19 protein-coding genes are annotated in these 25,768 nt (G+C 72.1%); 14 read left to right on the forward strand and 5 right to left on the reverse strand.

Annotated elements, in window-relative coordinates; all coding sequences use genetic code 11:
- Window positions 1–37 precede the first annotated feature (37 nt).
- From ASD48_RS39385 to ASD48_RS39395, 3 genes are all read right to left on the reverse strand, one after another.
- Window positions 38–1,783: an enoyl-CoA hydratase-related protein gene (locus tag ASD48_RS39385; RefSeq protein WP_057606706.1), complete on the reverse strand. Its 1,746-nt coding sequence runs from the start codon at window positions 1,781–1,783 to the stop codon at window positions 38–40.
- Window positions 1,784–2,010: 227 nt separating this feature from the next.
- A complete protein-coding gene (locus ASD48_RS39390) occupies window positions 2,011–2,268 on the reverse strand; it encodes a hypothetical protein (RefSeq protein ID WP_057606801.1) in 258 nt (85 codons plus the stop codon).
- A complete protein-coding gene (locus tag ASD48_RS39395; protein ID WP_057606707.1) occupies window positions 2,255–2,569 on the reverse strand; it encodes a DUF6400 family protein in 315 nt (104 codons plus the stop codon). Before ASD48_RS39395 ends, ASD48_RS39390 begins: the two co-directional genes overlap by 14 nt.
- A 312-nt stretch (window positions 2,570–2,881) precedes the next feature.
- On the opposite strand from ASD48_RS39395, the gene ASD48_RS39400 reads away from it, so the two are divergent.
- The 5 genes from ASD48_RS39400 (at window position 2,882) to ASD48_RS39420 (ending at window position 12,618) form a co-directional block, all read left to right on the forward strand.
- Window positions 2,882–4,678 carry a methylmalonyl-CoA mutase family protein gene (locus tag ASD48_RS39400; protein WP_057606708.1) on the forward strand — a complete coding sequence of 599 codons (1,797 nt, stop codon included), beginning with the start codon at window positions 2,882–2,884 and terminating at the stop codon, window positions 4,676–4,678.
- On the forward strand, window positions 4,678–6,852 hold the full coding sequence (gene scpA, locus ASD48_RS39405) for a methylmalonyl-CoA mutase (RefSeq protein ID WP_057606709.1): 2,175 nt from the start codon (window positions 4,678–4,680) through the stop codon (window positions 6,850–6,852). Before ASD48_RS39400 ends, scpA begins: the two co-directional genes overlap by 1 nt.
- A 5-nt stretch (window positions 6,853–6,857) precedes the next feature.
- Window positions 6,858–7,844, forward strand: coding sequence for a methylmalonyl Co-A mutase-associated GTPase MeaB (gene meaB, locus ASD48_RS39410; protein ID WP_057606710.1), 987 nt, complete (start codon window positions 6,858–6,860; stop codon window positions 7,842–7,844).
- A 152-nt stretch (window positions 7,845–7,996) separates the two neighbouring features.
- Entirely contained in the window at window positions 7,997–9,718 is a 1,722-nt protein-coding gene (locus ASD48_RS39415; protein WP_057606711.1) for an RNA ligase family protein, read from the forward strand.
- Window positions 9,718–12,618, forward strand: coding sequence for a poly(A) polymerase (locus ASD48_RS39420; RefSeq protein WP_057606712.1), 2,901 nt, complete (start codon window positions 9,718–9,720; stop codon window positions 12,616–12,618). Before ASD48_RS39415 ends, ASD48_RS39420 begins: the two co-directional genes overlap by 1 nt.
- 83 nt (window positions 12,619–12,701) lie before the next feature.
- Here ASD48_RS39420 and ASD48_RS39425 read toward each other — a convergent pair whose 3' ends face one another.
- A complete protein-coding gene (locus ASD48_RS39425) occupies window positions 12,702–13,682 on the reverse strand; it encodes a pyridoxal-phosphate dependent enzyme (protein WP_057606713.1) in 981 nt (326 codons plus the stop codon).
- A gap of 403 nt (window positions 13,683–14,085) precedes the next feature.
- On the opposite strand from ASD48_RS39425, the gene ASD48_RS39430 reads away from it, so the two are divergent.
- The 4 genes from ASD48_RS39430 to ASD48_RS39445 all read left to right on the forward strand — a co-directional run bounded on the left by ASD48_RS39430 (window position 14,086) and on the right by ASD48_RS39445 (window position 16,782).
- On the forward strand, window positions 14,086–14,766 hold the full coding sequence (locus tag ASD48_RS39430) for a hypothetical protein (protein ID WP_057606802.1): 681 nt from the start codon (window positions 14,086–14,088) through the stop codon (window positions 14,764–14,766).
- 294 nt (window positions 14,767–15,060) lie between these two features.
- Complete coding sequence (locus tag ASD48_RS39435) at window positions 15,061–15,636, forward strand: TerD family protein (RefSeq protein WP_057606714.1); 576 nt, start codon at window positions 15,061–15,063, stop codon at window positions 15,634–15,636.
- Between the two features lie 15 nt (window positions 15,637–15,651).
- Window positions 15,652–15,831: a twin-arginine translocase TatA/TatE family subunit gene (locus tag ASD48_RS39440; protein ID WP_057606715.1), complete on the forward strand. Its 180-nt coding sequence runs from the start codon at window positions 15,652–15,654 to the stop codon at window positions 15,829–15,831.
- A gap of 297 nt (window positions 15,832–16,128) precedes the next feature.
- The gene (locus tag ASD48_RS39445; protein ID WP_057606716.1) at window positions 16,129–16,782 is read left to right on the forward strand and encodes a lysophospholipid acyltransferase family protein; all 654 of its coding nucleotides are present in this window, start codon (window positions 16,129–16,131) and stop codon (window positions 16,780–16,782) included.
- A 40-nt stretch (window positions 16,783–16,822) separates the two neighbouring features.
- On the opposite strand, the gene ASD48_RS39450 is transcribed toward ASD48_RS39445, so the two are convergent.
- Complete coding sequence (locus ASD48_RS39450) at window positions 16,823–17,869, reverse strand: LacI family DNA-binding transcriptional regulator (protein WP_057606803.1); 1,047 nt, start codon at window positions 17,867–17,869, stop codon at window positions 16,823–16,825.
- A gap of 239 nt (window positions 17,870–18,108) precedes the next feature.
- Here ASD48_RS39450 and ASD48_RS39455 point away from each other — a divergent pair, with 239 nt between their 5' ends.
- The 5 genes from ASD48_RS39455 to ASD48_RS39475 all read left to right on the forward strand — a co-directional run bounded on the left by ASD48_RS39455 (window position 18,109) and on the right by ASD48_RS39475 (window position 25,765).
- Complete coding sequence (locus ASD48_RS39455) at window positions 18,109–19,035, forward strand: sugar ABC transporter permease (protein ID WP_057606717.1); 927 nt, start codon at window positions 18,109–18,111, stop codon at window positions 19,033–19,035.
- A 3-nt stretch (window positions 19,036–19,038) separates the two neighbouring features.
- Window positions 19,039–19,962: a carbohydrate ABC transporter permease gene (locus ASD48_RS39460; RefSeq protein ID WP_057606718.1), complete on the forward strand. Its 924-nt coding sequence runs from the start codon at window positions 19,039–19,041 to the stop codon at window positions 19,960–19,962.
- A 92-nt stretch (window positions 19,963–20,054) separates the two neighbouring features.
- Entirely contained in the window at window positions 20,055–21,392 is a 1,338-nt protein-coding gene (locus tag ASD48_RS39465; RefSeq protein WP_057606719.1) for a sugar ABC transporter substrate-binding protein, read from the forward strand.
- A 164-nt stretch (window positions 21,393–21,556) separates the two neighbouring features.
- Window positions 21,557–23,602 (forward strand): beta-galactosidase, encoded by a 2,046-nt coding sequence (locus tag ASD48_RS39470; RefSeq protein WP_057606720.1) that lies wholly within the window; start codon window positions 21,557–21,559, stop codon window positions 23,600–23,602.
- Between the two features lie 135 nt (window positions 23,603–23,737).
- Window positions 23,738–25,765, forward strand: coding sequence for a glycoside hydrolase (locus tag ASD48_RS39475; RefSeq protein ID WP_057606721.1), 2,028 nt, complete (start codon window positions 23,738–23,740; stop codon window positions 25,763–25,765).
- Window positions 25,766–25,768: the final 3 nt, after the last annotated feature.

A 25,768-nucleotide genomic window follows, 5' to 3' on the forward strand; every position in this document is an offset into this window, starting at 1 on the left:
CGTTTCGGGACTTTCCGCGTTCATCGAATTCTTGGTATCAGCCGACGGGCCGCGACGGGATGCCATGGGGGGCCGTTCCGGTGAATTCGGCGGCAGACGGGCCCGGACCGGTTTGAGAAGCGGCGAGGTGCGCCGGGGTGCCCGCGGGGCGTTCCTTGTGGACGAACGCCCGGCGCAGCGCGTGGTACGGGGCCTCCGGGTCGTCGAAGGTCCGCCGCATCCGGGCGAGCTCCCGCTCCCGGTAGGCGGGCAGGGTCTCGCTCTCCCGCCGCTCCCGCTCCGTCTTCTTCGCGGCGATCCGGGTCCCCGTCGACGGCAGGGCGGCCAGGTGCGCGGCCAGGTGGCCGACCTCCGCCGCGAAGGCTCCCGGGCCGGCGTCCACCACCCGGTCGACGAGCCCGAGGTCCTGGGCGCTCGCCGCGCTCACCGGCAGCGCCTCCCGTACGAGGCGTTGGGCCACCGCCGGGCCCACCCTGCGGGGCAGGGTGTAGGTCCAGTACTCCGAGCCGTACAGGCCCATCAGGCGGTAGTGCGGGTTCAGCACGGCGCCCGAGCGGCACCACACCTCGTCCGCCGCCAGGGCGAGCATCACCCCGCCCGCCGCGGCGTTGCCGGCGACCGCCGCGACCACCAGCCGGCCGGTCGTCGTCAGGACCGCCTCGACCAGGTCGTCGATGGCGTTGATGTTCGCCCAGGACTCGGCCGCGGGGTCGTCGGCGGCCTCGATGACGTTGAGGTGGATCCCGTTGGAGAAGAAGTCCCGCTCGCCGCCCAGCACCAGCACCGACGTGGGCCGCGCGCACGCCTCCCGGTAGGCGTCCAGCAGCCGGCGGCACTGCCCGGTGCTCATGGCGCCGCCGGGGAAGGAGAACGAGAGGAAGCCGACGTCGCCGCTCTCCCGGTAGCGGATGTCCGTCCAGGTCGCCTCCGGCGCCTCGGGCAGGGTCGGCAGCAGATCGCCGAGGGCCGGGACGGCGGGCAGCTTGTAGGTCGGCGGCTGCCCGGGGAGCCGCCGGGGGCGCAGCTCGGGGATCCACACGGCGCCGTCCCTGGTGGCCCGGCAGACCGCTCCGGCCCGGGTCGCCAGCAGTTCGCCCGGACGGCCGCGCAACACGGTCTCGGGGTGGCCGCCGTGCAGATACCACTCACCGCCGAGCAGCGTGTCCAGCACACCGGGCTGCGAGTCCGCCGCCCGCAGCTTGCGCAGGACGGTCGCGGTCGTGTCCTCGGCCCAGTCGATCCGCCGGACGCTCTGGTCGAGGTAGGGCCGCGGGCGCAGGCGGGCGTCGGCGGCGCCGGCCGTGTCCTGTCTGAACGGCACATGGGTTCCCCCGGCGAAGCGCTCCACGGCCAGCAGGACCGCCTCGAGCGCGGCGTCGGCGACCTCGCCCCGGTACAGCTCGCTCTTCGGCACCTCGGGCAGCCGACAGGGCACACAGGCCCACACATCACCGGCGTCCATCTCCCCGTCGGCCTGGAGGACGGTGACACCCCACTCGTCGATCCCCTCGTGGATCGCCCAGTCCAGGGAGGACGGTCCACGGTCGCCCACGGGCCCCGGGTGGACGACGAGACACGGGTACGCCGCCCAGACCTCCTCGGGGATCACCGACTTCAGCATCGGCGCCACGACGAGCTGCGGTGTGTGCCGTCGTACGGCGTCCGGCAGCGAGCCTCCCGGCAGGGCGAGTTCCACCGCCACCCGGTGGCCGCGGTCGCGCAGCTCGGCATGGACACGCTGGGTGAGACTGTTGAACGCGCTGGCTAGGAGCAGGATGTGCACGGCTGCCTCCGGGCGGGACGAACGGCAGGCAGAAATGGCCGCCGCCGCGATCCTCGGCCCGGGCGGCCCGCCGCCCTCGACGACAGGCGGTCGGATCATCCCAAATCATCCGAAAGCGGGCACGCATCCGCCGTCCGGCGCCTCCCGCCGGCCCTCATCCCACACACGGCCCTGCCCCACCCGGCGGTGCCGGTACCCCGGCGTCCCGGGTCGGCCGCCGGAGGGGATCACCGTCGCCGCAGGCCGCTGGTGATGCGTTCCCACGGAGAGCGGGTGGCGCCGAAATGGGTCTCGTGCGCCCAGATGTGGGTGCACGACCGGCACTGGAGATGGAGCAGACTGCCCGCGTTGGAGAGCAGGTAGCGCCAGTGCTCGGAGCAGGAGCGGCCCTGCTCGCAGGTGGCGCAGCCACGACGGTCGTCGCAGTTGGGGCAGGGCACCCAGGCCCGGCGCCCGATGTCGGCCTGGGGGTCAAGCGGCAGCATGGCCACCCCCTCGGCGCGGCAGCACGCCGGCCGCGACCAGCTCCTCGTACATACGCTGCTGCTCCGCGTCGAGGCCGGAGTACAGCAGCGCGTACGCCGCCTCCTCGTCGCGCAGCGCGGTGACCGGGTCCCATTCGGGGCCGAGAGCGTCCAGGACATGGGCGCGCCGGAGCATTTCGTGGGCGGTCAGGTCGATGGTCAGCTCGGCCGAGGGGTGGGCGTCGGGCCGGTCCGCGGTGGGCCGGCCCGCCGCGCCGGATTCGTCCGGCTCGTCAGGAAGGGCGCGATCATGGGGGGACATGTGACCGAACGTAGGTAAGCCTTCCTCGCCGGGACAAGAGCAGGTGGGAGAAGTCACAGCCGTCGGCGTCCGTCCCGCCCCGGGTGGGGCGGACGCACGGCGGTGTTCGGGTCGTGCCATCGCCCCCGGGGATCGACGTGATCCCGGCGCAAGCGGGTGCGAACGGGCGGCGAACGGTGTACGAAGCCCAGGTGTCCGCGCTGCCGCAGGAACCCGTACGGCCTGGAGAGGCCGAGGTCACAGGGGGCAAGCGGCCAAGGTCACAGCCCTGCCCTCTGCTGCCGCTCGGCCCGTCTGGCCTAGCATCCGAGCATGACGGTCCTGCCCGACGACGGGCTTTCGCTGGCCGCCGAGTTCCCTGACGCGACCCATGAGCAGTGGCAACGCCTCGTGGCGGGTGTGCTGCGCAAGTCGGGCAGGGACGTCTCGGACGCGGCAGCCGAGGAGGCCCTGTCCACCGCGCTGGAGGACGGGCTCCACCTCCGGCCCCTGTACAGCGCGCACGACTCCGCACCCGACCCCGGCCTGCCCGGTTTCGCGCCGTTCGTCCGCGGCGGCCGGGCGGAGGGGAACTCCGTCGGCGGCTGGGACGTGCGACAGCAGCACACGGCCGACGGCGCGGTCCTCGCCGATCTGGAGAACGGCGTCACGTCGCTGTGGCTGGTCCTCGGCGAGGGCGGCATCCCGGTCGCCTCGCTCGGCCGGGTCCTCGACGGCGTCTATCTCGACCTGGCGCCCGTCGTCCTGGACGCCGGAAGTGACGTCGAGTCCGCCGCGCAGGAGTTGCTGCGGCTCTACGAGGAGCGGGGCGTCGCCAGGGAGGCGGCGCGCGGCAACCTCGGTGCCGACCCGCTGGGCCACGAGGCCCGTACCGGCCGGGCTCACGACTTCGCGCCCGTGGCCGGTCTCGCGCGCCGGTGCGCCGAGGCCTATCCGGGGCTGCGGGCGTTGACGGTGGACGCACTGCCGTATCACGAGGCCGGGGGTTCGGCCGCGCAGGAGCTGGGCTGTTCGATGGCGACCGCGGTGGCGTATCTGCGGGAGCTCACCGAGTCGGGCCTGCCGGTGGAACACGCCTGCGCCCAGCTGGAGTTCCGGTACGCGGCCACCGCCGACCAGTTCCTGACCGTGGCCAAGCTGCGGGCGGCGCGCCGGCTGTGGGCGCGGGTCACCGAGGTCTGCGGGACCGCGGTCGGACAGGTGCAGCACGCCGTGACCTCGCCGGTGATGATGGCCCGGCGCGACCCCTGGGTGAACATGCTCCGCACGACCGTCGCCACGCTGGCGGCCGGGGTGGGCGGCGCCGACGCGGTGACCGTGCTGCCCTTCGACCACGCGCTCGGCCTGCCCGACGCCTTCGCGCGGCGCATCGCCCGCAACACGTCCACGATCCTCATCGAGGAGTCGTACCTGTCCCGGGTCGTCGATCCGGCCGGCGGCTCCTGGTACGTGGAGCGGCTCACCGACGAACTCGCCCATGCGGGCTGGGAGTTCTTCCAGGAGATCGAGCGGACGGGCGGCCAGGCGGCCGCGCTGCGCTCGGGCCGGATCGGCCAGGACCTGGCGGCGACCTGGGAGGCCCGCAGCGCGAAGCTGGCCAAGCGGCGCGAGCCCGTCACCGGTGTCAGCGAGTTCCCGGACCTCGGCGAGCGCCCGGTGGAGCGGACGCCCGCGCCCGCGCCCCGCTCCGGCGGACTGCCCCGGGTACGGCGTGACGAGTCGTACGAGAGGCTGCGCGCCCGGTCCGACGCCCACCTGGCGGCGACCGGATCCCGCCCGCGGGTCTATCTGGCCGCCCTCGGCCCCGCCGCCGCGCACACCGCCCGCCTCGGCTTCGCGGCGAACCTGTTCCGGGCCGGCGGCATCGAGCCCGTCACGGAAGGCTCCTTCGCGGACAGTGGCGCCACCGAGGCCGTCCTCTGCTCCAGCGACGCCCTGTACGAGGAGCAGGCGGCGACCCTGGCCCGCGAGCTCAAGGACGCGGGTGCCTCGCACGTGTTCCTGGCGGGCCGCCCGGGGCAGTACCCGGGAGTCGACGCGTACGTCTTCGCGGGCTGCGACGCCGTCGCCGTGCTCTCCGCCGCCCTCGACCGCATGGGAGTGTCCTGATGGGAATCCCCGACTTCTCCGGGATCGAACTGGGGACCCCGGCCGCCGACGGCGGCGCCGACGAGTGGCGTACGGCCGTCAAGCAGGCCACCGGCGGTGACGAGCCGCTCTGGGAGACACCGGAGGGCATCGCGGTCAAGCCGCTGTACACGGGCCGCGACCTGGAGGGCCTGGACTTCCTGGGCACCTACCCGGGCATCGCCCCGTATCTGCGCGGCCCGTACCCGACGATGTACGTCAACCAGCCCTGGACGATCCGCCAGTACGCGGGTTTCTCGACCGCCGAGGAGTCCAACGCCTTCTACCGGCGCAACCTGGCGGCCGGCCAGAAGGGCCTGTCGGTCGCCTTCGACCTGCCCACCCACCGCGGCTACGACAGCGACCACCCGCGCGTGACCGGCGACGTCGGCATGGCAGGCGTGGCCATCGACTCCATCCTCGACATGCGCCAGCTCTTCGACGGCATCCCGCTCGACAAGATGACCGTGTCGATGACGATGAACGGCGCCGTGCTGCCGGTCCTCGCGCTCTACATCGTGGCCGCCGAGGAACAGGGTGTGCCGGCCGAGAAGCTGGCCGGGACCATCCAGAACGACATCCTCAAAGAGTTCATGGTCCGCAACACCTACATCTACCCGCCGAAGCCGTCGATGCGGATCATCTCCGACATCTTCGCCTACACCTCGCAGCGGATGCCCCGCTACAACTCCATCTCGATCTCCGGCTATCACATCCAGGAGGCGGGTGCGACGGCCGATCTGGAGCTGGCGTACACGCTCGCGGACGGCGTGGAGTACATCCGGGCGGGTCGTGAAGTGGGCCTGGACGTGGACGCGTTCGCGCCGCGGCTGTCGTTCTTCTGGGCGATCGGCATGAACTTCTTCATGGAGATCGCCAAGCTGCGCGCGGCCCGCCTGCTGTGGGCGAAGCTGGTGCGGCAGTTCGACCCGCAGAACCCCAAGTCGCTTTCCCTGCGTACCCATTCACAGACCTCCGGCTGGTCCCTGACCGCGCAGGACGTGTTCAACAACGTGACGCGTACGGCCGTGGAGGCCATGGCCGCGACGCAGGGCCACACGCAGTCGCTGCACACCAACGCCCTGGACGAGGCGCTCGCGCTGCCCACCGACTTCTCGGCGCGCATCGCCCGCAACACCCAGCTGCTGATCCAGCAGGAGTCCGGCACGACCCGGGTGATCGACCCGTGGGGCGGCAGCGCGTACGTCGAGAAGCTGACGTACGACCTCGCCCGCCGCGCCTGGCAGCACATCCAGGAGGTGGAGGCGGCCGGGGGCATGGCCAAGGCGATCGACGCCGGTATCCCCAAGCTGCGCATCGAGGAGGCGGCCGCCCGCACCCAGGCCCGCATCGACTCCGGACGCCAGCCGGTGATCGGTGTCAACAAGTACCGCGTCGAGACCGACGAACAGATCGACGTCCTCAAGGTCGACAACTCCTCGGTGCGCGCCCAGCAGATCGCCAAGCTGCGGCGTCTGCGCGCGGAACGCGACGAGACCGCCTGCCAGGACTCGCTGGACGCGCTCACCCGCGCCGCCGCCGGCGAAGGCAACCTGCTGGAACTGGCGGTGAACGCGGCCCGCGCGATGGCCACCGTCGGGGAGATCTCCGACGCCCTGGAGAAGGTGTACGGGCGCCACGCGAGCCAGATCCGTACCATCTCGGGCGTGTACCGCAACGAAGCCGGGGAGTCGCCGTCCGTGGAACGCACCCGCACCCTGGTGGACGCCTTCGAGGAGGCCGAAGGCCGCCGCCCGCGCATCCTGGTCGCGAAGATGGGCCAGGACGGCCACGACCGCGGCCAGAAGGTGATCGCCACCGCCTTCGCCGATCTCGGCTTCGACGTCGACGTCGGCCCGCTCTTCCAGACCCCGGGCGAAGTGGCCCGTCAGGCCGTCGAGGCGGACGTGCACATCGTCGGCGTCTCGTCGCTGGCCGCCGGACACCTCACCCTCGTACCGGCGCTGCGCGAGCAGCTCGCCGAGGAGGGTCGCGAGGACATCATGATCGTGGTCGGCGGGGTGATCCCGCCCCAGGACGTGCCGACGCTCCTGGAGATGGGCGCGGCGGCCGTCTTCCCGCCCGGCACGGTGATCCCCGACGCGGCGTACGACCTGGTCGAACGCCTGTCGGCCGGCCTCGGGCACGAACTGTAAGCCCCATGGCCATCGACCTCGACACGTATGTGAAGGGTGTACTCGACGGCAAGCGGGCCCTGGTGGCCCGTGCGATCACGCTGGTCGAGTCCACCAGGCCCGCTCACCGCGCGCTGGCCCAGGGGCTGCTGACCGAGCTGCTCCCGCACAGCGGGCGGGCGCGGCGGATCGGCGTCAGCGGGGTGCCGGGTGTGGGCAAGTCGACGTTCATCGACGCGTTCGGCACCATGCTGACCGCACTGGGCCACCGGGTCGCGGTGCTCGCCGTGGACCCGTCCTCCAGCCGGACCGGCGGCTCCATCCTCGGCGACAAGACGCGGATGGAACGCCTGGCCGTCGACCCGGCGGCCTTCGTCCGTCCCTCTCCGACCTCGGGCACGCTGGGCGGGGTGGCCAAGGCGACGCGCGAGTCGATCGTGGTGATGGAGGCCGCGGGCTACGACGTCGTCCTGGTGGAGACCGTCGGTGTCGGCCAGTCGGAGACCGCGGTCGCCAACATGGTCGACTCCTTCCTGCTGCTCACCCTCGCCCGCACCGGCGACCAGCTCCAGGGCATCAAGAAGGGCGTCCTGGAACTGGCCGACGTCATCGCCGTCAACAAGGCCGACGGCCCGCACGAACGCGACGCCCGCGCCGCGGCCCGTGAACTGGCGGGCGCCCTGCGGCTCATGCACGGCAGGGACGCCGCCTGGACCCCGCCGGTCCTCAGTTGCAGCGCCCGCGAGGCGGCCGGCCTGGACGCCGTCTGGGAGCGCCTCGAACAGCACCGCACCCTGCTCGACTCCACCGGCCGACTCGCCGCCAAGCGCCGCGAGCAGCAGGTCGACTGGACCTGGTCCATGGTCCGCGACGAACTCCTCGGCCGCCTGCACGCGGCCCCGGCGGTGCGGTCCCTGGCACCCGCCCTCGAACAACAGGTCAGGGACGGTGAGTTGACGGCCACGCTGGCCGCCGAGCGCATCCTGAAGGTGTTCGGCGGAGAGGAGACCTGAGGGAGCGCTCGCGCGGGCCGGCGCAGGCCCGCCACTCCGGCGCCGCACTCCCCCGGGCGGGCGGGGGCGGCGGCCGGTTCACCCGCTGAGCCGTCGCCGCCGGCCGGTATTCCGTTGGAGCACGCCGTTTCCGCGCTCCTATAGTGGCGGCCATGCGTGCCCCCTACCCTCGAACCCCCCATGTGCCCTGGTCACCGGGCAGCTCCGCGGACGATGTGCGGGCCGGTGGTCTGGGCGGGTTCACCGGGCGGGAGATCGTCGTCACCGAGAAGCTCGACGGGGAGAACACGACGCTGTACGCGGACGGGCTGCATGCCCGCTCGCTGGATTCCGCGCACCACCCGTCGCGGGCGTGGGTCAAGGCCCTGCAGGGGCGGGTGGGGGCGCGGATACCCGAGGGATGGCGGGTGTGCGGAGAGAACCTGTACGCGCGCCACTCGATCCCGTACGACGCCCTGGACAGCTATTTCTACGGGTTCTCCGTGTGGGACGAGCGCGACCGGTGCCTCGGCTGGGACGAGACCGTGCGGTTCCTGCGGGGGCTGGGCGTGCCGACACCGCCGGTGGTGTGGCGCGGGACGTTCGACGAGCGGGCGCTGCGGCGGCTGCGGGTGGAGACCGGGCGGCGGGAGGGCTACGTCCTGCGCACCGTCGAGGGCTTCGCGCGGGAGGACTTCGCCGGGCGGGTCGCCAAGTGGGTGCGGCCCGGGCACGTCACGACGGGGACGCACTGGATGCACACGGCGGTCGTCCCCAACGGGCTCGGACCCGCGGCCGCGCTGTGGGCCGTACGGTCCGGGGCGGCGCCGGACGCGGAGGCGCTGGCCGGGCACATGGGCCTGGCGGACGGCGACGCGGACGCCGCCGCCGAGGTGGCTGCGCGGCTGGACGCGCTGGGGCGGAGCGGCGAGGCGCGGCTCGCGGGGGTGCTCGCCGCGCTGCTGCACCGCACGCGACGGCCGTGGCTGATGAGCCGCGCCGCCGGATCTCTGGGCGTGCCGCTCGCGAGGCGGGTCGCCGACCTGGTGGGACTGCACACCGCCGTGCACCGGCCGTACCCGGACGCGGAGCGCCGGGCCGGGCTCGTGCGGATGTCGTTCGCGGCCGACCTGGGGGTGCTGCACGCCGTGGCGGCGGCGGTCGCGCAGGACGGGCAGGCGCGGGAGCAGGCGCAGTGGTCGGCTCTGCACGCCGAGGAGGCCGGGCTGCTCGGCGGGACGCCGCTCGGGCCGTTGCGGTCCGGGCTGCGCCGGGCGCTGGCGGAGGAGGCGATCGGCGGTGCCGCCGGGGACCGCTGCTGGGCGGAGGCACGGGAGCTGTACGCGCAGGGGCGGATCTCCACGGTGGAGGGGGCCGTCGCGGCGACATGGCGGTGGCGGAGCGGGGACTTCCCCCGGCTGGTGCACCTCGTGGGGCCGTCGGGCAGCGGCAAGAGCGCCTTCGCGGCGCGGCTGAAGGACGTCTCGGCGCGCGTCGAACTGGACGGACTGCGGGCGGCGCGCGGCGCGCGGGCCGACCAGAGGGCCAACGGGGAGGTGCTGCGTGAGGGGCTGGAGCGGCTGGACCGAGCGCTCGGCGCCGGTGGCACGGTGGTCTGGGACGCCACGTCGCTCAACGCGCACCAGCGGTCCCTGGTGCACGCCGTGGCACGTCGCCGCGACGCACTGGTCACGCACGCCGTGGTGCTCGCCGACGAGGACGAGCTGCTGCGCCGCAACGCCACGCGCGCGCACCCGGTGCCGGCGGACGTGCTCGCGGGCCAGCTGCGCCGGTTCGTGCCGCCGTATCCCGGTCAGGCGCACCGCACCTGGTACGTGGACGCGAACGGGACCGTGCAGGACCGCGACGGCACACTGGACGGGGAGGACGTCTGATGCGTACCAGCGAGGAGATCTACCACCGCGTGCGCTGGGACCCCCGCTTCGACCCCGCGCGGTTCGTGCTGGGCATCAACCAGCGCGGTGCGGCGCCGAAGCGGGTGCCGCTGCCGACGTTCGTGCCGGGCGGCGAGATCCCGTGGCACCGGGTGCTGTTCGTGGAGGCGGACGGCGAGGTCGTGTGGGACCGCGCCACGGGCGTGGACCGCATCGACGCGTCCGGCGCCGGCCGGGTGCGCGAGGCCCGGCGGCTGCGGGCGCCCTTCTTCACGGCCCGTCCGCCGCACGCGTGGGACGCGTCCGCCGGGCGGTGGCTGCCCGCGTCGTCCGACCGGGAAGAGGCGGGGCGCGACCGGGTACGGGTGCTGACCTGGAACACCCTGTGGGACCGCTACGACAGCGACCGCATCGACACCGCCCTGCGCCGACCGCTGCTGCTGGAGGCGCTGGAACGCGCCGACGCGGACGTCATCGCCCTCCAGGAGGTCGAGACGGGGCTGCTGGCCATGCTGCTGGACGCCGCGTGGGTGCGGGCCCGCTACACCCTCGGCGCCGACCCCGACGGCAAGGACGTCGACGACTGCGGTCTCCTGCTGCTCAGCCGGCTGCCGGTGCGGGAGGCCGCCCTGCATGTCCTGGGGCACCACAAGGCCGTCACCGCCGTCGTCGTGGACACCGTGTCCGGACCGCTGACGGTGGCCGCCACCCATCTGACGAGCGACCACTCCGAGGACGGGCCGGCCCGGCGCGGCGCCGAACTGACCCGGCTCGCCGAGGGGCTGGCCGGTGTGGCGGGTGGCCTCGTCCTGGTCGGCGACTTCAACGACGGCGGCCCCGGCCCGGCGCGCACGCTCGGCATGCGCGACGCCTGGACCGAGACGCACGGGCCGCACGATCACACGCCCACCTTCGATCCCGGCGTCAATCCGCTGGCCGCGGTCTCGTCCCTGTCGGGCCGCGCCTCCCGGCTCGACCGCGTCTTCGTCCGCCCCGGCGACGGCCCGCGCGTCACAGGGGCGGCGCTGCTGGGCGACACGCCCACCCCGGCGGGGCTGTACGCCTCCGACCACTACGGCGTCGCCGCCGACCTGCACTGCGGTGCCGACGCGCCCGTCGACGTGCTCGACGTCGCGCCGACACCCCGTACGGCACTGGCGTGGGTCCCTCCGCGCGAACTGTGGCCGGCGCTCCAGGACCTGCGCCGCGACCACGACGTGCAGATCCGGCGCTGGCCGCCGCATGTCAACGTGCTGTTCGGGTTCGTCCCCGAGTCGGACTTCGAGCGGGCGGCCCCGCTGCTCGCCACGGCGGCCGCGCACGTCGCGCCGTTCACGGCACGGCTGGAGGGAGTCCACACCTTCGGCCACCGGGACGGCGCCACGGTGTGGCTGGACCCCGCGGCCGAGGACGACACGCCGTGGGCGGAGCTGTGGCAGGCGTTCGCCCGGCGCTTCCCGCGCTGCCGTGGGCGCCACGACGGCTTCACCCCGCACCTGAGCCTCGGCCGGAGCCGCGACCCGCAGGCCGTCGCCGTCGACTGCGCGGCCCGTCTCTCCCCGATGACCGCGAAGGTCGGCGAACTGGTCCTGCTGTCCCGGCGGGGCGACGAACCGATGCGGCCGCGGGCCACGGTCACCCTCGGCACCGGCGAGCTGCGGTGGCTTCCCGAGCCCGCCGTCGGCAGGCCCGACCGCGGGTGGGAGGACTGGGCCGCGCCCGCCGCCGGCGCGGCCGTCCGGCCCGCCACGGACGACGCGGCGGCCCAGCGGGTCGTGCGGCGCCTGACGGACGCACTCGGCGAGGGCGCCGTCCACCTCGCGGGGTCGCGGCGCATGGGCTGCGCGCTCGCCGGATCCGATGTGGACCTCGTCGCCGCGCTGCCCGGCGATGTGGACCTCGCGGCCGTGCGGGAGCGGGTCACGGCGGCCCTGCCGGGCGCCGAACGGATGCGCGAGGTCGTCGGCGCGCGGGTACCGGGTCTGCGGCTGCGCCACGGCGGGCTCGACGTGGATCTGGTGGTCGTGGCCACGGGGTCGATACCGGCGCGGGAGGCGTCGGACCGACGGGCCGAACTGGGGGAGGACGCGGCGATCGCGCTCAGCTCGGTCTCGGACGCGGAGGCCGTCCTGACGGCGGTGGGAGTCCACCGCAGGGAGCAGTTCGTGGTGCTGGCACGCGGGGTGAAGGCGTGGGCGCGGGCGCGCGGCCTGGACGGGGCGCCGTTCGGCGGCCTGCCCGGAGTGGCCTGGGCGGTGCTCGCGGCTCTCACGGTCCGCCGGTCCCCGGACCTCGTGGACTCCGCCGGTCTGCTGCGGCGGTTCTTCGGCACCTGGGCCGCGTGGGACTGGCGCGAGCCCGTCGGTCTCACCCCGGAAGGTCGTGGGACGGGCGCGGCCGTGACCGTGCTGACGCCCAGCGGCCCCGTGCGCTCGTGCACCGAACAGGTCGGCCCGCACGGCCTGGACCTGCTGAGCCAGGAGCTCTACAGGGCCTGGGAGACGGTGGAGGCCGCGGCCGGGTCCGGCACCGATCCCTGGCCCGAGCTGCTCTGCCCACCGCCCCTGCACCGACGACACGCGGCCTGGGCCGTCGTGACGGTCCCGCGCCGGCGGGAAGACGTCTTCGACGAACTCAACGGGCGCGTACGCGGACGGATGCGTGCGCTGCTCAGGGCGTTGCAGGAGGCGGGGGTGCGGGACGCGCACGCCTGGCCGCAGCTCCTGCCCGCCGGGCCCACCTCCCCCGGAGGACCGGCGAGCGCGCGCTACGCCATCGGGCTGGGGCACACACCGCTCGACGCGGAACGGCTCGCGGACATCGCGGGCCGGTGGGGCACCGGTCTGCCGGGCGTCGACGTGTCACGTGTCGAGGGCGGGGCGATTCCCACCGTGCGCTGACGCCCGGCCACGGCCGGCCCGCCGGGCGCTGCCACGCCACGCCGAGCCGGCGGCCCGAAGGCGGGCGTTCGGCCGCGGACGCGTCAAGTCCGTTGGGGGAAAGGCGTGTTGATCCAGCGGCGATAGGCGTCCCCGTCGACATTGCTGCCGCATACGATGGTGACCACGTGCCGCCCGGCGAAGCGGTCACGGTCTTCGAGGATCGCGGCGATACCGAGCGCGGCCGACGGTTCGACGACGAGGCCGGCGTGGTCGAGGAGCATCCGCATACCGGCGATGATCGACGCCTCCTCGACCAGGACGGCGTCGTCGGCGACCAGGAGGAGGTCGTCCAGGACGGCCCGGATGGGGCGCCGGCCGGCGACACCGTCGGCGATGGTGTCGGTCGCGCCGGTGGTGACGATGCTGCGCCGGCGCCACGAGTGTGTCATCGCCGGTGCGCCCAGCGGCTGGACGCAGACCACCTCGACCGCGGGCGCCAAGGCCTTCACCACATGGCCCACGCCGGTGGCCAGCGCCCCGCCGCCGAGCGCGATCAGGACCGTGTCGAACGAGGGCACCGTGTCCACCAGTTCCAGGCCGATGGTCGCCGCGCCCTCGCAGGTCTCGATGTCCAGACTGTCCTCGACCAGCCGGATGCCGTCGTACCGCGCGACCGCCGCCGCCCGCTCGCGGGCCAGGTCGAAGTCCCCGTCCACCAGCTCCAGTCTGGCCTCCGACGCGCGGATGCGATCGAGCTTGGCCTTGGACGCGAAGCGGGATGCCACGACGGTGACCTCGAGACCGCGGGAGCGGCCGGACCAGGCGAGGGCCTGGCCGAGGTTGCCCGCGCTGGCGCACACCGCGGCACGGGGGCCGTGCTGGGCGAGCAGACTCGCGACGACCTCGGTGCCGCGCGCCTTGAAGCTGCGGACGGGGTTCGCCGTTTCGAGCTTGACGCTCACGGCGCACCCGAGCCGGGGCTCCAGCGCCTCGCAGCGGTACAGCGGAGTGTCGAGGAACACCGGATCGATCACCCGGCGAGCCGCCCGGATACGAGCGGTGTCGAGGCGCGTCTGCTGCACGACATGGCAGCGTAGTGCCGTCCGCGCTGCTCCATCGAGCAATTGTCCATTTCCAGGGGCCGGTTGGACTCGATCCGGGCAGTATGAGCCTCGGAACACCGGGGCGCCCGACGACGCGGCCGGGCGCGACGGGGCTCCGACGCCACGCGGTTGACGCGGGCGACGGGGGCGACGACGTCGGGTGCGTACACGTATCGCCGCTGTGCCCGGGTGGGCCCGGCCCGACGGACACATGAGGAGAACCATCTCCTCCGCTTGTCCGTACTATCTCTCCATCAGTGCTGTGCACAGGGCTTGCACAAGGCTTTGCAGTTGTATGCCCGGCAGGTATCGACCCGCCCGGAGGGCGGGCCCGGCAGGTCCGTCGACTGCCGCCTCACACCGAGGAAAGGTTGTGCGCTTCATGTCCGAGAACGCCTCCGCCACCGAACTCACCTCGCAGTACACCGCTCAGGTGACCGCCGACCTGGAACGCAACACCAAGGAGCAGGACCGTGTCGGCGCGGAGATCGCCGCCCTGCAGGAGCAGTTGGCATCCCTCCAGCGGGATCACACGGTGCTCGTCAACATCCAGCAGGCCATCGACGCGGTGCCGGCGACCGACACGACGGCACCGCCGTCCGGCAACGTCCCGGTGCCCGCCCCGCGCAAGAAGGCCGCCCCGTCCGGCACGGCCAAGCGGACCCGGCCGAGCAGGAAGACCGCCGCCCAGCCCGCCCGGCCGACCGGGAAGACGGCCGGGAAGACGGCCGGGAAGTCAGCCGGGAAGCCGGGTGCGGGCAAGGCCGACGTCGCGCCGACGGCGCAGACGGCGCAGACGACCCTGGTGGACCTGGTCCGCCGCCATCTGACCGAGCAGAGCGAACCCCGCTCGGCAGCGGAGATCGCCACCGCCCTCGGCCAGGCCCACCCTGAACGCGGCGTCAAGACCACCGTGGTGCGTACGACCCTCGAGGGTCTCGTGGCCAAGGCCCAGGCACAGCGCTCCAAGCAGGGCTCATCCGTCTTCTACACCGCCGCCGAGCCTTCCGGGTCCGCCGCGACCGCACCGTCCGAGGAACAGCCCGCGCCGGCCGACGCATGACACCCTCCGCTCCGCGCCTGCGGGTCGGCCCGGAGGCGCGGAGGGAAGCCGCCTGAGGCCCGCCGCACGTCTGCCCGGCAGGGTTGCGGCTGTCGTAGTGGCTGCGGTTGTGGAGAACCGGCGGCTCTGCTCCGAGATGTCGGCGATGATACGAGTCATACTTCCCGACAAGCGCCACCTCCCCATCATTTCTACAGTGCTGTAGATTCGATTCGGGCGCAACCGCGCAGGACATCTCGGCCGGTCCCGACCGGTCTCGATCGGCCTCGACCAGTCTCAACCAGGAGGAAGACAGTGGGAGTTTCCCTGTCCAAGGGTGGCAACGTATCCCTGAGCAAGGCGGCGCCGGGCCTGACCGCGGTCCTGGTCGGCCTGGGCTGGGACGTGCGGACGACCACGGGCACCGACTACGACCTCGACGCCTCGGCCCTGCTCCTGGACGCGTCCGGCAAGGTGCTGTCCGACCAGCACTTCGTCTTCTACAACAACCTGAAGAGCCCGGACGGTTCGGTCGAGCACACCGGCGACAACCTCACCGGTGAGGGCGAGGGCGACGACGAGTCGGTCAAGGTGAACCTCGCCGCCGTACCCGCCGAGATCGACAAGATCGTCTTCCCGGTCTCCATCCACGACGCGGAGAGCCGTGGCCAGAGCTTCGGTCAGGTCCGGAACGCGTTCATCCGTGTCGTCAACCAGGCGGGCGGCCAGGAGATCGCCCGGTACGACCTGAGCGAGGACGCCTCCACCGAGACCGCGATGGTCTTCGGCGAGCTGTACCGCAACGGCGCGGAGTGGAAGTTCCGTGCCGTGGGCCAGGGTTACGCCTCCGGGTTGGCCGGGATCGCCGCCGACTTCGGCGTCAACGTCTGACGGGGCGGCCTCGACATGTTCGGACTGAGCGAATTCGCCATCCTCCTCGTCGTCGTCATCGCCGTCCTCGCCGCCAGGAAGCTGCCCGAACTGGCGCGTTCGGCCGGCAAGTCGGCGCGCATCCTCAAGGCGGGGGCGCGGGCGGCGCAGGAGGAGCAGTCGCCCGACGGGGAGCGTCGACAACACCCCGGCTGATCCGTGGAGCCGGTGGGCACGGCCTCGGACGGGTGAACCCCCTGCGATGCAGGCGCCAGAGGTACGAGGGCCCGGAAGAGGGACGCCTTCGGCGCTCGGACCGCGCGGGAACGGCGCGGTCCGGGCCGGCCCCGGGCCGAGTACCGCGAGGTCCACGAAGGCCCGCGCCACGACCGCGCACAGCGGGTTCCGGCGACAGCGGGGTTCGGACGTGCTCGTTGAGTATCCGTACTCAGGCGCTCCCCTCCCCCGCGGCACGACACTGAGGCTCCGATCGCCCTTACCGGAGGTTCCCTCGTGTTCAGCCGTGCCGTCATCGCCCTGACACCGTTCTTCGGGCGGCTCACCGTCACCAGTGAGATCAAGCTGCGCCTGCCCGCGGGGACCCTCTTCGTGGCCAATCACGACTCCATGGCCGACCCCGCCGTCGTCATGGCCGCGCTGCGGCGGCTCGAGCTCGAGCCGGTGGTGATGGCGACCGCGGGGCTGTGGCGCATACCGCTGCTCGGCAGGGCGCTGAGCCGTGACGGTCACATCCCGGTCCACCGCCGTACGGCGCACGCGGCGCTGGCTCTCGACGCGGCCGCCGAGGCACTGGCGGGCGGCCGGCACGTACTCCTCTACGGCGAGGGCCGGCTGCCGCGCCGCAGGGACGCGGCGGCCACCGCGCCCGAGCCGTTCCGCACCGGGCTCGCCCGTCTGGCACAGGCGACCGGCGCGCTGGTGGTGCCGGTGGGCCACGCGGGCGCCCGGCGGATCGCCTCGGGGTCGGCCGCGAAGCAGCTGGCGGGCACGTTGACGGCGCCCGTCCGGCGTCCGCACTGCCATGTCCACCTCGGGGCCCCGTTGCGGCTGCCCGCGGAGACGGAGCGCGGCACGGCGGCCGCCCGGCTCGCCGTCACCGCGGCCTGGCGGACGGCGGCCCGCGCGGTGGGCGAACACCCGAGGTAGCCACCGGCGAGCCCACGGCACCCGCGGCGAACGCGGTCTGTCACCGCTCGGCGGGCGGAGGCGCCGTGCTCTGCCGCAGCACCAGCCGCGTCGGTACGAGCGTCGTTCCGTGTTCCGAACCGTCCGGACGCATCTTGCGCAGCACGGCCTGGACGCAGAGCCTGCCGACCTCGGCGAAGTCCTGGTGCAGGGTGGTGAGCGGGGGCAGGAAGGAGCCCGCCTCGGGGATGTCGTCGAAGCCGATGACGCTGACGTCCTCGGGCACCCGCCGCCCGCGTTCGTGCAGGGCGCGCAGCAGGCCCAGGGCCATCTGATCGTTGGCCGCGAAGACGGCGGTGCATTCCTCGCGGGCGGCCAGCTCGAGGCCGGCCAGGTAGCCGGACTCCGCCGACCAGTCGCCCCTGACCAGGGGCGGCGCGGTGCGGCCCGCCTCGGTGAGGGCGGCCCGCCAGGCGTCCGCGCGGCGCTGCGCCGCGAACGAACCCTCGGGGCCGCCGAGATGCCAGACGGTCCGATGGCCCAGGTCGAGGAGATGCTGGACGGCGGTCATGGTGCCGCCGGCCTGGTCGGTGTCCACGACGGTGTAGTGGTCGCCGGCGTCGGAGTCCACGACCACGACCTGGACGTGCGGCGGGAGTTTCACGGTGGCCGCGTCCAGCAGGTGGACCTCCATGATCACGATCACCGCGTCGACGGCCAGTTCCTCCAGCCGGGAGAACGCGCCGCGCACCTCGTCGCTGGTGGGGACGGCCACCGGGAGCAGGGTCACCGCGTAGCCCTCGGCGGCCGCCGAGGTCGCGATCGCCTCCAGGGTGCGCACGTTGCCGGTCGTGGACAGCGTGAACGTGATGACGCCGATCGTGCGGAACTCACCGCGCTTGAGGGCGCGGGCAGCGCTGTTGGGCCGGTAGCCGAGTTCCTTCATGGCCTCGAGGACCTGCTGCCGGGTCTCCTCGTTCACACCCGCGTAACCGTTGGAGACCCGCGAGACGGTCTGCGAGGAGACCCCGGCGAGCCGTGCGACGTCCGCCATGGAGGCGGTGGCCCGGGCGCGCCCCTGCCCTTGGGCCGGTGTTCTTTCAGCCATGTCCACTCGGTGTGCCCACCTCTCTGTCGGCGCAGGTGCCACGGTCTCCCCGGAGGACCCTTGACCATCGTTATCGGGGCAGTGTAGACATGCCGCCATCAGATGTTTACGTAAACATAACAGCTTGCCGAGCCTCTTGCGTGGCTGATGTTTACGTAAACATCATGGTGGCGGTGGGGCGTTCGGAAATCTCCGCGCAACGCCGCCCCGGTTCCAGGACTGGACGAGCGAGGAACGACATGACGACGCTGCAACCGCCGGTGGCCGCCGAGCCGCGGCCGGCACCTCCTCCGGCGAAACGGGACCGCCGCTCCTGGACGGGGTGGGGTTTCATCGGTCCCTTCGTGGCCGTTTTCGCCCTGGTCTTCCTGGCCCCGATCATCTACTCGATCTACCTGAGCCTCTTCCGGGACCAGCTGATCGGCGGCAACCAGTTCGTCGGGCTGGACAACTACACGCGGGCCCTGCAGGACGACGCGTTCTGGTCGGCGGTGGGCCGGGTGGCGCTGTTCCTGGTGATCCAGGTGCCGATCATGCTGGGCATCGCCCTGCTGGTGGCGCTGGCACTGGACAGCGGCCGGCTCTACGGCAAGAGCTTCTTCCGGATCACGATCTTCCTGCCGTACGCCGTGCCCGCCGTGGTCGCCACCCTGATGTGGGGCTTCATGTACGGCACCAAGTACGGCCTGGTGGGCGACATCAACTCGGCGTTCGGTGTCACCCTCCCCGACCTGCTCTCCCCCGGCTGGGTGCTGGCCTCCATCGGCAACATCGTGACCTGGGAGTTCGTCGGGTACAACATGCTGATCTTCTACTCGGCGCTGCGGGTCATCCCGACCTCGCTGTACGAGGCGGCGGAGATCGACGGCGCCGGTCAGTGGCGGATCATCAGCTCGATCAAGCTGCCCGCGATCCGGGGCGCGCTCGTCATCGCGACGATCTTCTCGATCATCGGCAGCTTCCAGCTCTTCAACGAGCCGAGCATCCTGCGTCCGCTGGCGCTGAACGCCATCACCACGGACTACACGCCGAACTTCTACACGTACTCGCTGTCCTTCAACGGCCAGCAGCACAACTACTCCGCGACGGTGGCCATCATCATGGGCGTCATCACGATGATCGTCGCCTACGCCGTCCAGCTGCGCGGCATGCGCAAGGGAGCGTGACCCGTGAGCACCTCTGTCACCGCCTCCCCCGTGAAGAACACCGCCCCGAAGCTGCGGACCCCCCGCAAGAAGCACACCCCGGGCAAGCCGAAGCGCAATGTGCTGCTGACGGTGCTGATGGCCCTGATGGTCCTCTACACCGTGGTGCCGCTGATCTGGCTGGTCATCAACGCCACGAAGACCCAGTCGGGCCTGGCCGACTCCAACGGCCTGTGGTTCGCCCACGACTTCGCCCTGTGGGACAACATCCGGACCACCTTCACCTACCACGACGGAATCTTCGGCCGCTGGCTGCTGAACACCCTGCTGTACGTGGTGCTCGGGGCGGGCGGCGCGACGCTGCTGGCCGTGCTGGGCGGCTACGCGCTGGCGAAGTTCCAGTTCCCCGGCAAGCGTGCGATCTTCGCCGTGGTGATCGGCGCGGTCGCCGTACCCGCCACGGCGCTGGCCGTGCCGACCTTCCTGATGTTCAGCAAGATGGGGCTGACCGACACCCCGTGGGCGGTCATCATCCCTTCGCTCGTGTCGCCGTTCGGCCTCTACCTCATGTGGGTGTTCGCCGCCGAGGCGATCCCGACCGAGCTGCTGGAGGCGGCCCGGATGGACGGGGCGGGCGAGGTGCGGACCTTCTTCCAGGTCGCGCTGCCGCTGCTGGCCCCCGGGATCGTGACCGTGCTGCTGTTCACCACGGTCGCCACCTGGAACAACTACTTCCTTCCGCTGATCATGCTGAAGGACCCGGACTGGTACCCGCTGACGCTGGGGCTGAGCGCCTGGAGCTCCCAGGCACAGACCATCGGCGGCGACGTGATCTTCAACCTGGTGATCACGGGTTCCCTGCTCACCATCCTCCCGCTGATCGCCGCCTTCCTGTTCCTCCAGAAGTACTGGCAGTCCGGCCTCGCCGCCGGAAGTGTCAAGGAGTGACGCGGGCCGCGCCCCCAAGCCCCACATTTGAGCACCACCTGCACCACCCCCACCCTCACCTGTCCCACCCACGAAGAAGTGGAAGCAGCCCCATGCGCAGAACAACGAGCCGCATCCTGCGCGGCATCGCCCTCGTCTCCACCCTCGCCCTGGGCGTCACCGCCTGTGGCGGCTCGGACGACGACTCCGACACGAAGGCCGTCTCCGCCGGCGACATCCAGGCTGCCCTGGACAAGGGCGGCGACATCACGGTCTGGGCCTGGGAGCCCACCCTGAAGACCGTGGCCGCCGACTTCCAGAAGAAGTACCCGAAGGTCAAGATCAACCTGGTCGGCGAGCGCTCCGGCGACAAGCACTACACCGCGCTGTCCAACGCGATCTCGGCCGGCAAGGGCGTCCCGGACGTCGCCCAGGTCGAGTACTTCGCGCTCGGCCAGTACTCCCTGACCAAGGGCCTGACCGACCTGGCCCCCTACGGCGCCGACAAGCTCGCCTCGAAGTACACGCCCGGCCCGTGGAACGCGGTCAGCGACGGCGACAAGGTCTACGGCCTGCCGATGGACTCGGGCCCGATGGCGCTGTTCTACAACAAGAAGGTCTTCGACAAGTACAAGATCGCCGTCCCGACCACCTGGGACGAGTACCTGGACGCGGCCCGCAAGCTCCACAAGGCCGACCCGAAGGCCTACATCGCCAACGACACCGGTGACGCGGGCCTGACCACCTCCCTGCTGTGGCAGGCCGGTTCGCGCCCCTACAAGGTCGACGGCACCAAGGTCGCCATCAACTTCGACGACGCCGGCGCCAAGAAGTTCGAGACGGTCTGGCAGCAGCTGATCGACGAGAAGCTGCTCGCCCCGGTCACCGGCTGGACCGACGACTGGTACAAGGGTCTGGGCGACGGCACCATCGCCACCCTGGCCACCGGCGCCTGGATGCCCGCCAACTTCGTCACCGGCGTCCCGAACGCCAAGGGCCAGTGGCGCGCGGCCGCGATGCCGGCCTGGACCAAGGGCGACAAGGCGAGCGCGGAGAACGGCGGCAGCTCGCTGGCGGTCCCGGCGCTGGCCAAGAACAAGGAACTCGCCTACGCCTTCACCGAGTACGCCAACTCCGGCGCCGGTGTCGCCACCCGCGTCAGCGAGGGTGCCTTCCCCGCCACCAAGGCGGAGCTGGAGTCGCCCGCGTTCCAGAGCAAGAAGTTCGACTACTTCGACGGCCAGGAAGCGAACAAGATCTTCGCCGAGTCCGCGGCCAACGTGGCGAGCGACTGGTCGTACCTCCCGTTCCAGCCGTACGCGAACTCGATCTTCAACGACACCGTCGGCAAGGCCTATGTCTCCGGCACCAAGCTGGCTGACGGCCTGAAGGCCTGGCAGGACGCCTCGATCAAGTACGGCGAGGAGCAGGGCTTCACCATCGAGAAGTAATCGAGAGGCAGTCGGCGAGCAGCCGGCAAGCAGTCGGCGAGCAGCCGGCAAGCAGTCGGCGAGCAGCCGACACGCACTCGGCAGGCAGCCGAGAAGCACAAAACGCCGGGCGGCGCGGCACCCGGGCCGCGCCGCCCCCGTGCACCACTTTCGGAAGGACCGCCATGATCTCCACCCTCCAGTCCCGCATGCTGCGCGGGGCGGACGGTGACCCCGCTCCGCGTCTCGCGTACGGCGCCGACTACAACCCCGAGCAGTGGCCCCGGGACGTGTGGGAGGAGGACGTACGGCTGATGCGGGAGGCCGGCGTCACCGTCGTCTCCGTGGGGATCTTCTCCTGGGCCCGGATCCAGCCGGGTCCGGACACCTGGGACTTCGGCTGGCTCGACGAGGTCATGGACCTGCTGCACGCGGGCGGGATCGGCGTCGACCTGGCCACCGCCACCGCCTCCCCGCCGCCCTGGCTCACCACCGCCCACCCGGAGATACTGCCGGTCACGGCGAACGGCGAGACGCTGTGGCCGGGCGCCCGCCAGCACTGGCGGCCCACCTCCCCCGTCTTCCGTGAGTACGCCCTGCGCCTGGTCCGGAAGATCGCCGACCGCTACCGGGACCACCCGGCGCTCGTCGCCTGGCACGTCTCCAACGAGCTGGGCTGCCACAACGTCTACGACTACTCGGACGACGCGGCCCGCGCCTTCCGGGTCTGGCTGCGGGCCCGCTACGGCTCGCTCGACGCCCTCAACCACGCCTGGGGCACCGCCTTCTGGTCGCAGCGCTACAGCGACTGGGAGCAGATCCTGCCGCCCCGGCTGGCCGCCTCGCACCCCAACCCGACCCAGCAGCTGGACTTCAAGCGGTTCTCCTCGGACGCCCTGAAGGACCACCTGATCGCCGAGCGGGAGATCCTCAAGGAGATCACGCCCGACGTTCCGGTCACCACGAACTTCATGGTGATGGGCAACACCAAGGGCATGAACTACCCGGACTGGGCGAGCGAGATCGACTTCGTCTCCAACGACCACTACGTCCATCCCGGCCCGCAGGACCGCGACGAGCTGTCCTTCTCGGCGAACCTCACCAGCGGTATCGCGGCCGGCCGGCCCTGGTTCCTGATGGAGCACTCCACCAGCGCCGTCAACTGGCAGCCCGTGAACGTGGCGAAGCGGCCCGGCGACCTGGCCCGTGACTCGCTGCTGCACGTGGCGCACGGCGCGGACGCGGTGTGCTTCTTCCAGTGGCGGCAGTCGGCGGCCGGCGCCGAGAAGTACCACTCGGCGATGGTCCCGCACGCCGGCGAGGACAGCGATCTGTTCCGAGCGGTGGCCGAACTCGGCGCCACGCTGAAGGCCCTCGCCCCGGTGGCCGGTTCGGAGCGGGAGCCGGCGGCCGTCGGCATCCTCTACGACTGGGAGTCGTGGTGGGCCAGTGAGCAGGACTCCCACCCCACCGCCCTGCTGGACTACCGGCAGGAGGCGCTCGACTGGTACTCGGCGCTGCTCGCCCTCGGTGTCCGCGCCGACCTCGTCACCACCCGCGCCGACCTCTCCCGGCACCAGGTGCTGATCGCGCCCGTGCTGCACATGGTGCCGGCCGAACTGGCCAAGGACCTCACGCGCTACGCCGAGCGGGGCGGCCACCTCGTCGCCACGTACTTCTCCGGGATCGTCGACCAGAACGACCACGTCTGGCTCGGCGGATACCCGGGCGCCCTGCGCGACCTGCTCGGCATCCGCATCGAGGAGTTCGGTCCGCTGCTCGCCGGGGAGTCCGTGGAACTGGACGACGCCACCTCGGGCAGCCTGTGGACCGACCGGATCACCGTCACCGACGGCGACACCGAGGTGCTGGCGCACTACCGCACCGGGGTGCACGCCGGACGTCCCGCCGTCACCCGGCGCCCGACCGGCGACGGTTCCGCCTCGTACGTCTCCACCCGGCTCGGGGTCGACGGGCTCACCTCGCTGCTGCCCCGGCTGCTCGAGCCGGCCGGCGTGGCCAGTGAGCTCCCGGCGGACGTCCGGGGGGCGGTCGAGCTGACCGTCCGGCGCGGCGCCGGGGAACGGTTCCTGTTCCTGGTCAACCGGACCGACGGCACGGTGCCGGTGACCGGGATGGCCGGAGAGGTCCTGATCGGCACCGGAGGCACGGAGGGCGCTCTCGTCCTCGGACCGCGGGAGGTCGCCGTACTGCGCCGGCCCTGCGACTGACGCCCCACACCCGCACACCCGAAGCCCCCCCCACGACTCCTCGGCGCGGCACGCAGCCGCGCCGAGGGCCATCCCCTCCTGTCCGCGCGGCAGGAGGGGCCCACCACAGCGACCGCACCGCAGTTGGGAGCACAGATGGCACGCCGTACCCGCAGCAGACGGAACCTCGGGGCCGCCGCACTCACCGCGCTGGCCACCGGGGCCGCCCTCCTCAGCGTCCCCGTGCAGGCGCACGCCGAGGCCGCCGTCACCGTGACGCCGGACCCGTCGTACCAGCAGCAGAAGTTCGAGGGCTGGGGCACCAGCCTGGTCTGGTTCGCCAACGCCACCGGGGACTATCCCCCGGCGATCCGCGAGAAGCTGGCCACGTTGCTCTTCGGCGACGACGGCCTCGCGCTGAACATCGCCCGGTACAACATCGGCGGCGGCAACGCCCCGGACGTCACGGACTATCTGCGGGCCGGCGGTGCCGTCGAGGGCTGGTGGAAGGCGCCCGAGGGCACCACCCGCGAGGACACCGACTGGTGGAGCGCGGACGACCCGGCGGACTGGAACAAGGACGCCGACGCCACCCAGCGCTGGTGGGTGGACCGCATCAAGAAGGACATCACCCACTGGGAGACGTTCAGCAACTCCCCTCCGTGGTTCATGACCGAGAGCGGGTACGTGTCCGGCGGCTTCAACGCCAACACCGACCAGCTCAAGGCCGACTCCGTCGACGACTTCGCCGCCTACGTGGCGGGCGCGACCAAGCGGCTGGAGAAGGCCGAAGGCATCAAGGTCGACACCGTCGACCCGTTCAACGAGCCCAACACCGGGTACTGGGGCACCCGTCTTGACGCGAGCGGCCGGCCCGTCGGCGGCCGCCAGGAGGGCGCCCACATCGGCCCCGAGCTCCAGCAGAAGGTGCTCGCGGCGCTGGCGCCCGCGCTGAAGAAGGCGAAGACGAAGGCGCGGATATCGGCGATGGACGAGACCAACCCGTCCCTCTTCGCGACGAACTGGAACGCCTACTCGCAGGCCTCCAAGGACCTCGTCGACCAGATGAACGTCCACACCTACGGGACCGGGCAGCGCACCACCGTGCGTGATCTCGCCAAGGCCGCCGACAAGCCGCTGTGGATGAGCGAGGTCGAGGGCGACTGGGGCGACGGGCAGAGCTTCACGGACATGCGTCCGGGCCTCGGGCTCGCCCAGCAGATGGTGAACGACCTGCGGGAACTGGAGCCCACCGCCTGGGTGTTCTGGCAGCCGGTCGAGGACTACGACAACATGAAGCCGGGCGGCGAGTCCGCCAAGGGCGGCAACTGGGGCTCCATCCAGCTCCCGTTCAGCTGCACCAGCACGGACACCCTCCAGTCCTGCCCGATCTACACCAACACCAAGTTCGACACCGCCAGGAACTTCACGCACTTCATCAAGCCCGGCGACAAGCTGATCAAGGTGGACGACACCTCCAGCGCCGCCGCCGTGACCAAGGACGGCAAGGGCGCGTCGGTCGTCCACGTCAACAGCACCACCGAGGCCCGCACGGTCACCATCGACCTGTCCAGGTTCCGCACCGTCAAGGGCAGCGCGACCGTGACACCCACGGTGACCAGCGCCGACGGCAAGCTCAAGCAACAGGCACCGGTCAAGGTCGTCGACGGCAGGGCCACCTACACCGTCCCCGCCCAGTCCGTGACCTCCTTCGCCGTCAAGGGCGTCTCCGGCGTGGCGAAGAACGCGGGTCTGTTCAGCAAGGGCCACTCCTACACGCTGACCGGCGTGCAGAGCGGCAAGGCGGTGACCGTCGCGGCCAACGGCACGAACCTGGTCATCGGCTCGGCCAACGGCAGCACCGCGCAACAGTGGCAGCTGGACGCCCGGTACGGCAAGACCGGCGCCCGCCAACACTACGTCTTCGCCAACCCGGCGGAGGGCGAGCGCCTCGCCGTCCGCGACAACGTGCCGGTGGTCGAACCCGACACCGGCGAGCGGGACCCGGCGACCGAGTGGATCATGTCGACCACCGGTGACGGGACATGGACCCTCGTCAACGTGGCCACCGGACGCCTCCTCGAGGTCGGCGGCCAGGCGACGAACGAGGGCGCGGCCGTCACGACCTGGCAGGCCAACTCCGGTTCCAACCAGCGCTGGCGGGTCACGGACGTGACCCCCTAGCCC

The sequence above is a fragment of the Streptomyces sp. Root1310 genome (assembly GCF_001426425.1).
GTDB lineage: Bacteria > Actinomycetota > Actinomycetes > Streptomycetales > Streptomycetaceae > Streptomyces.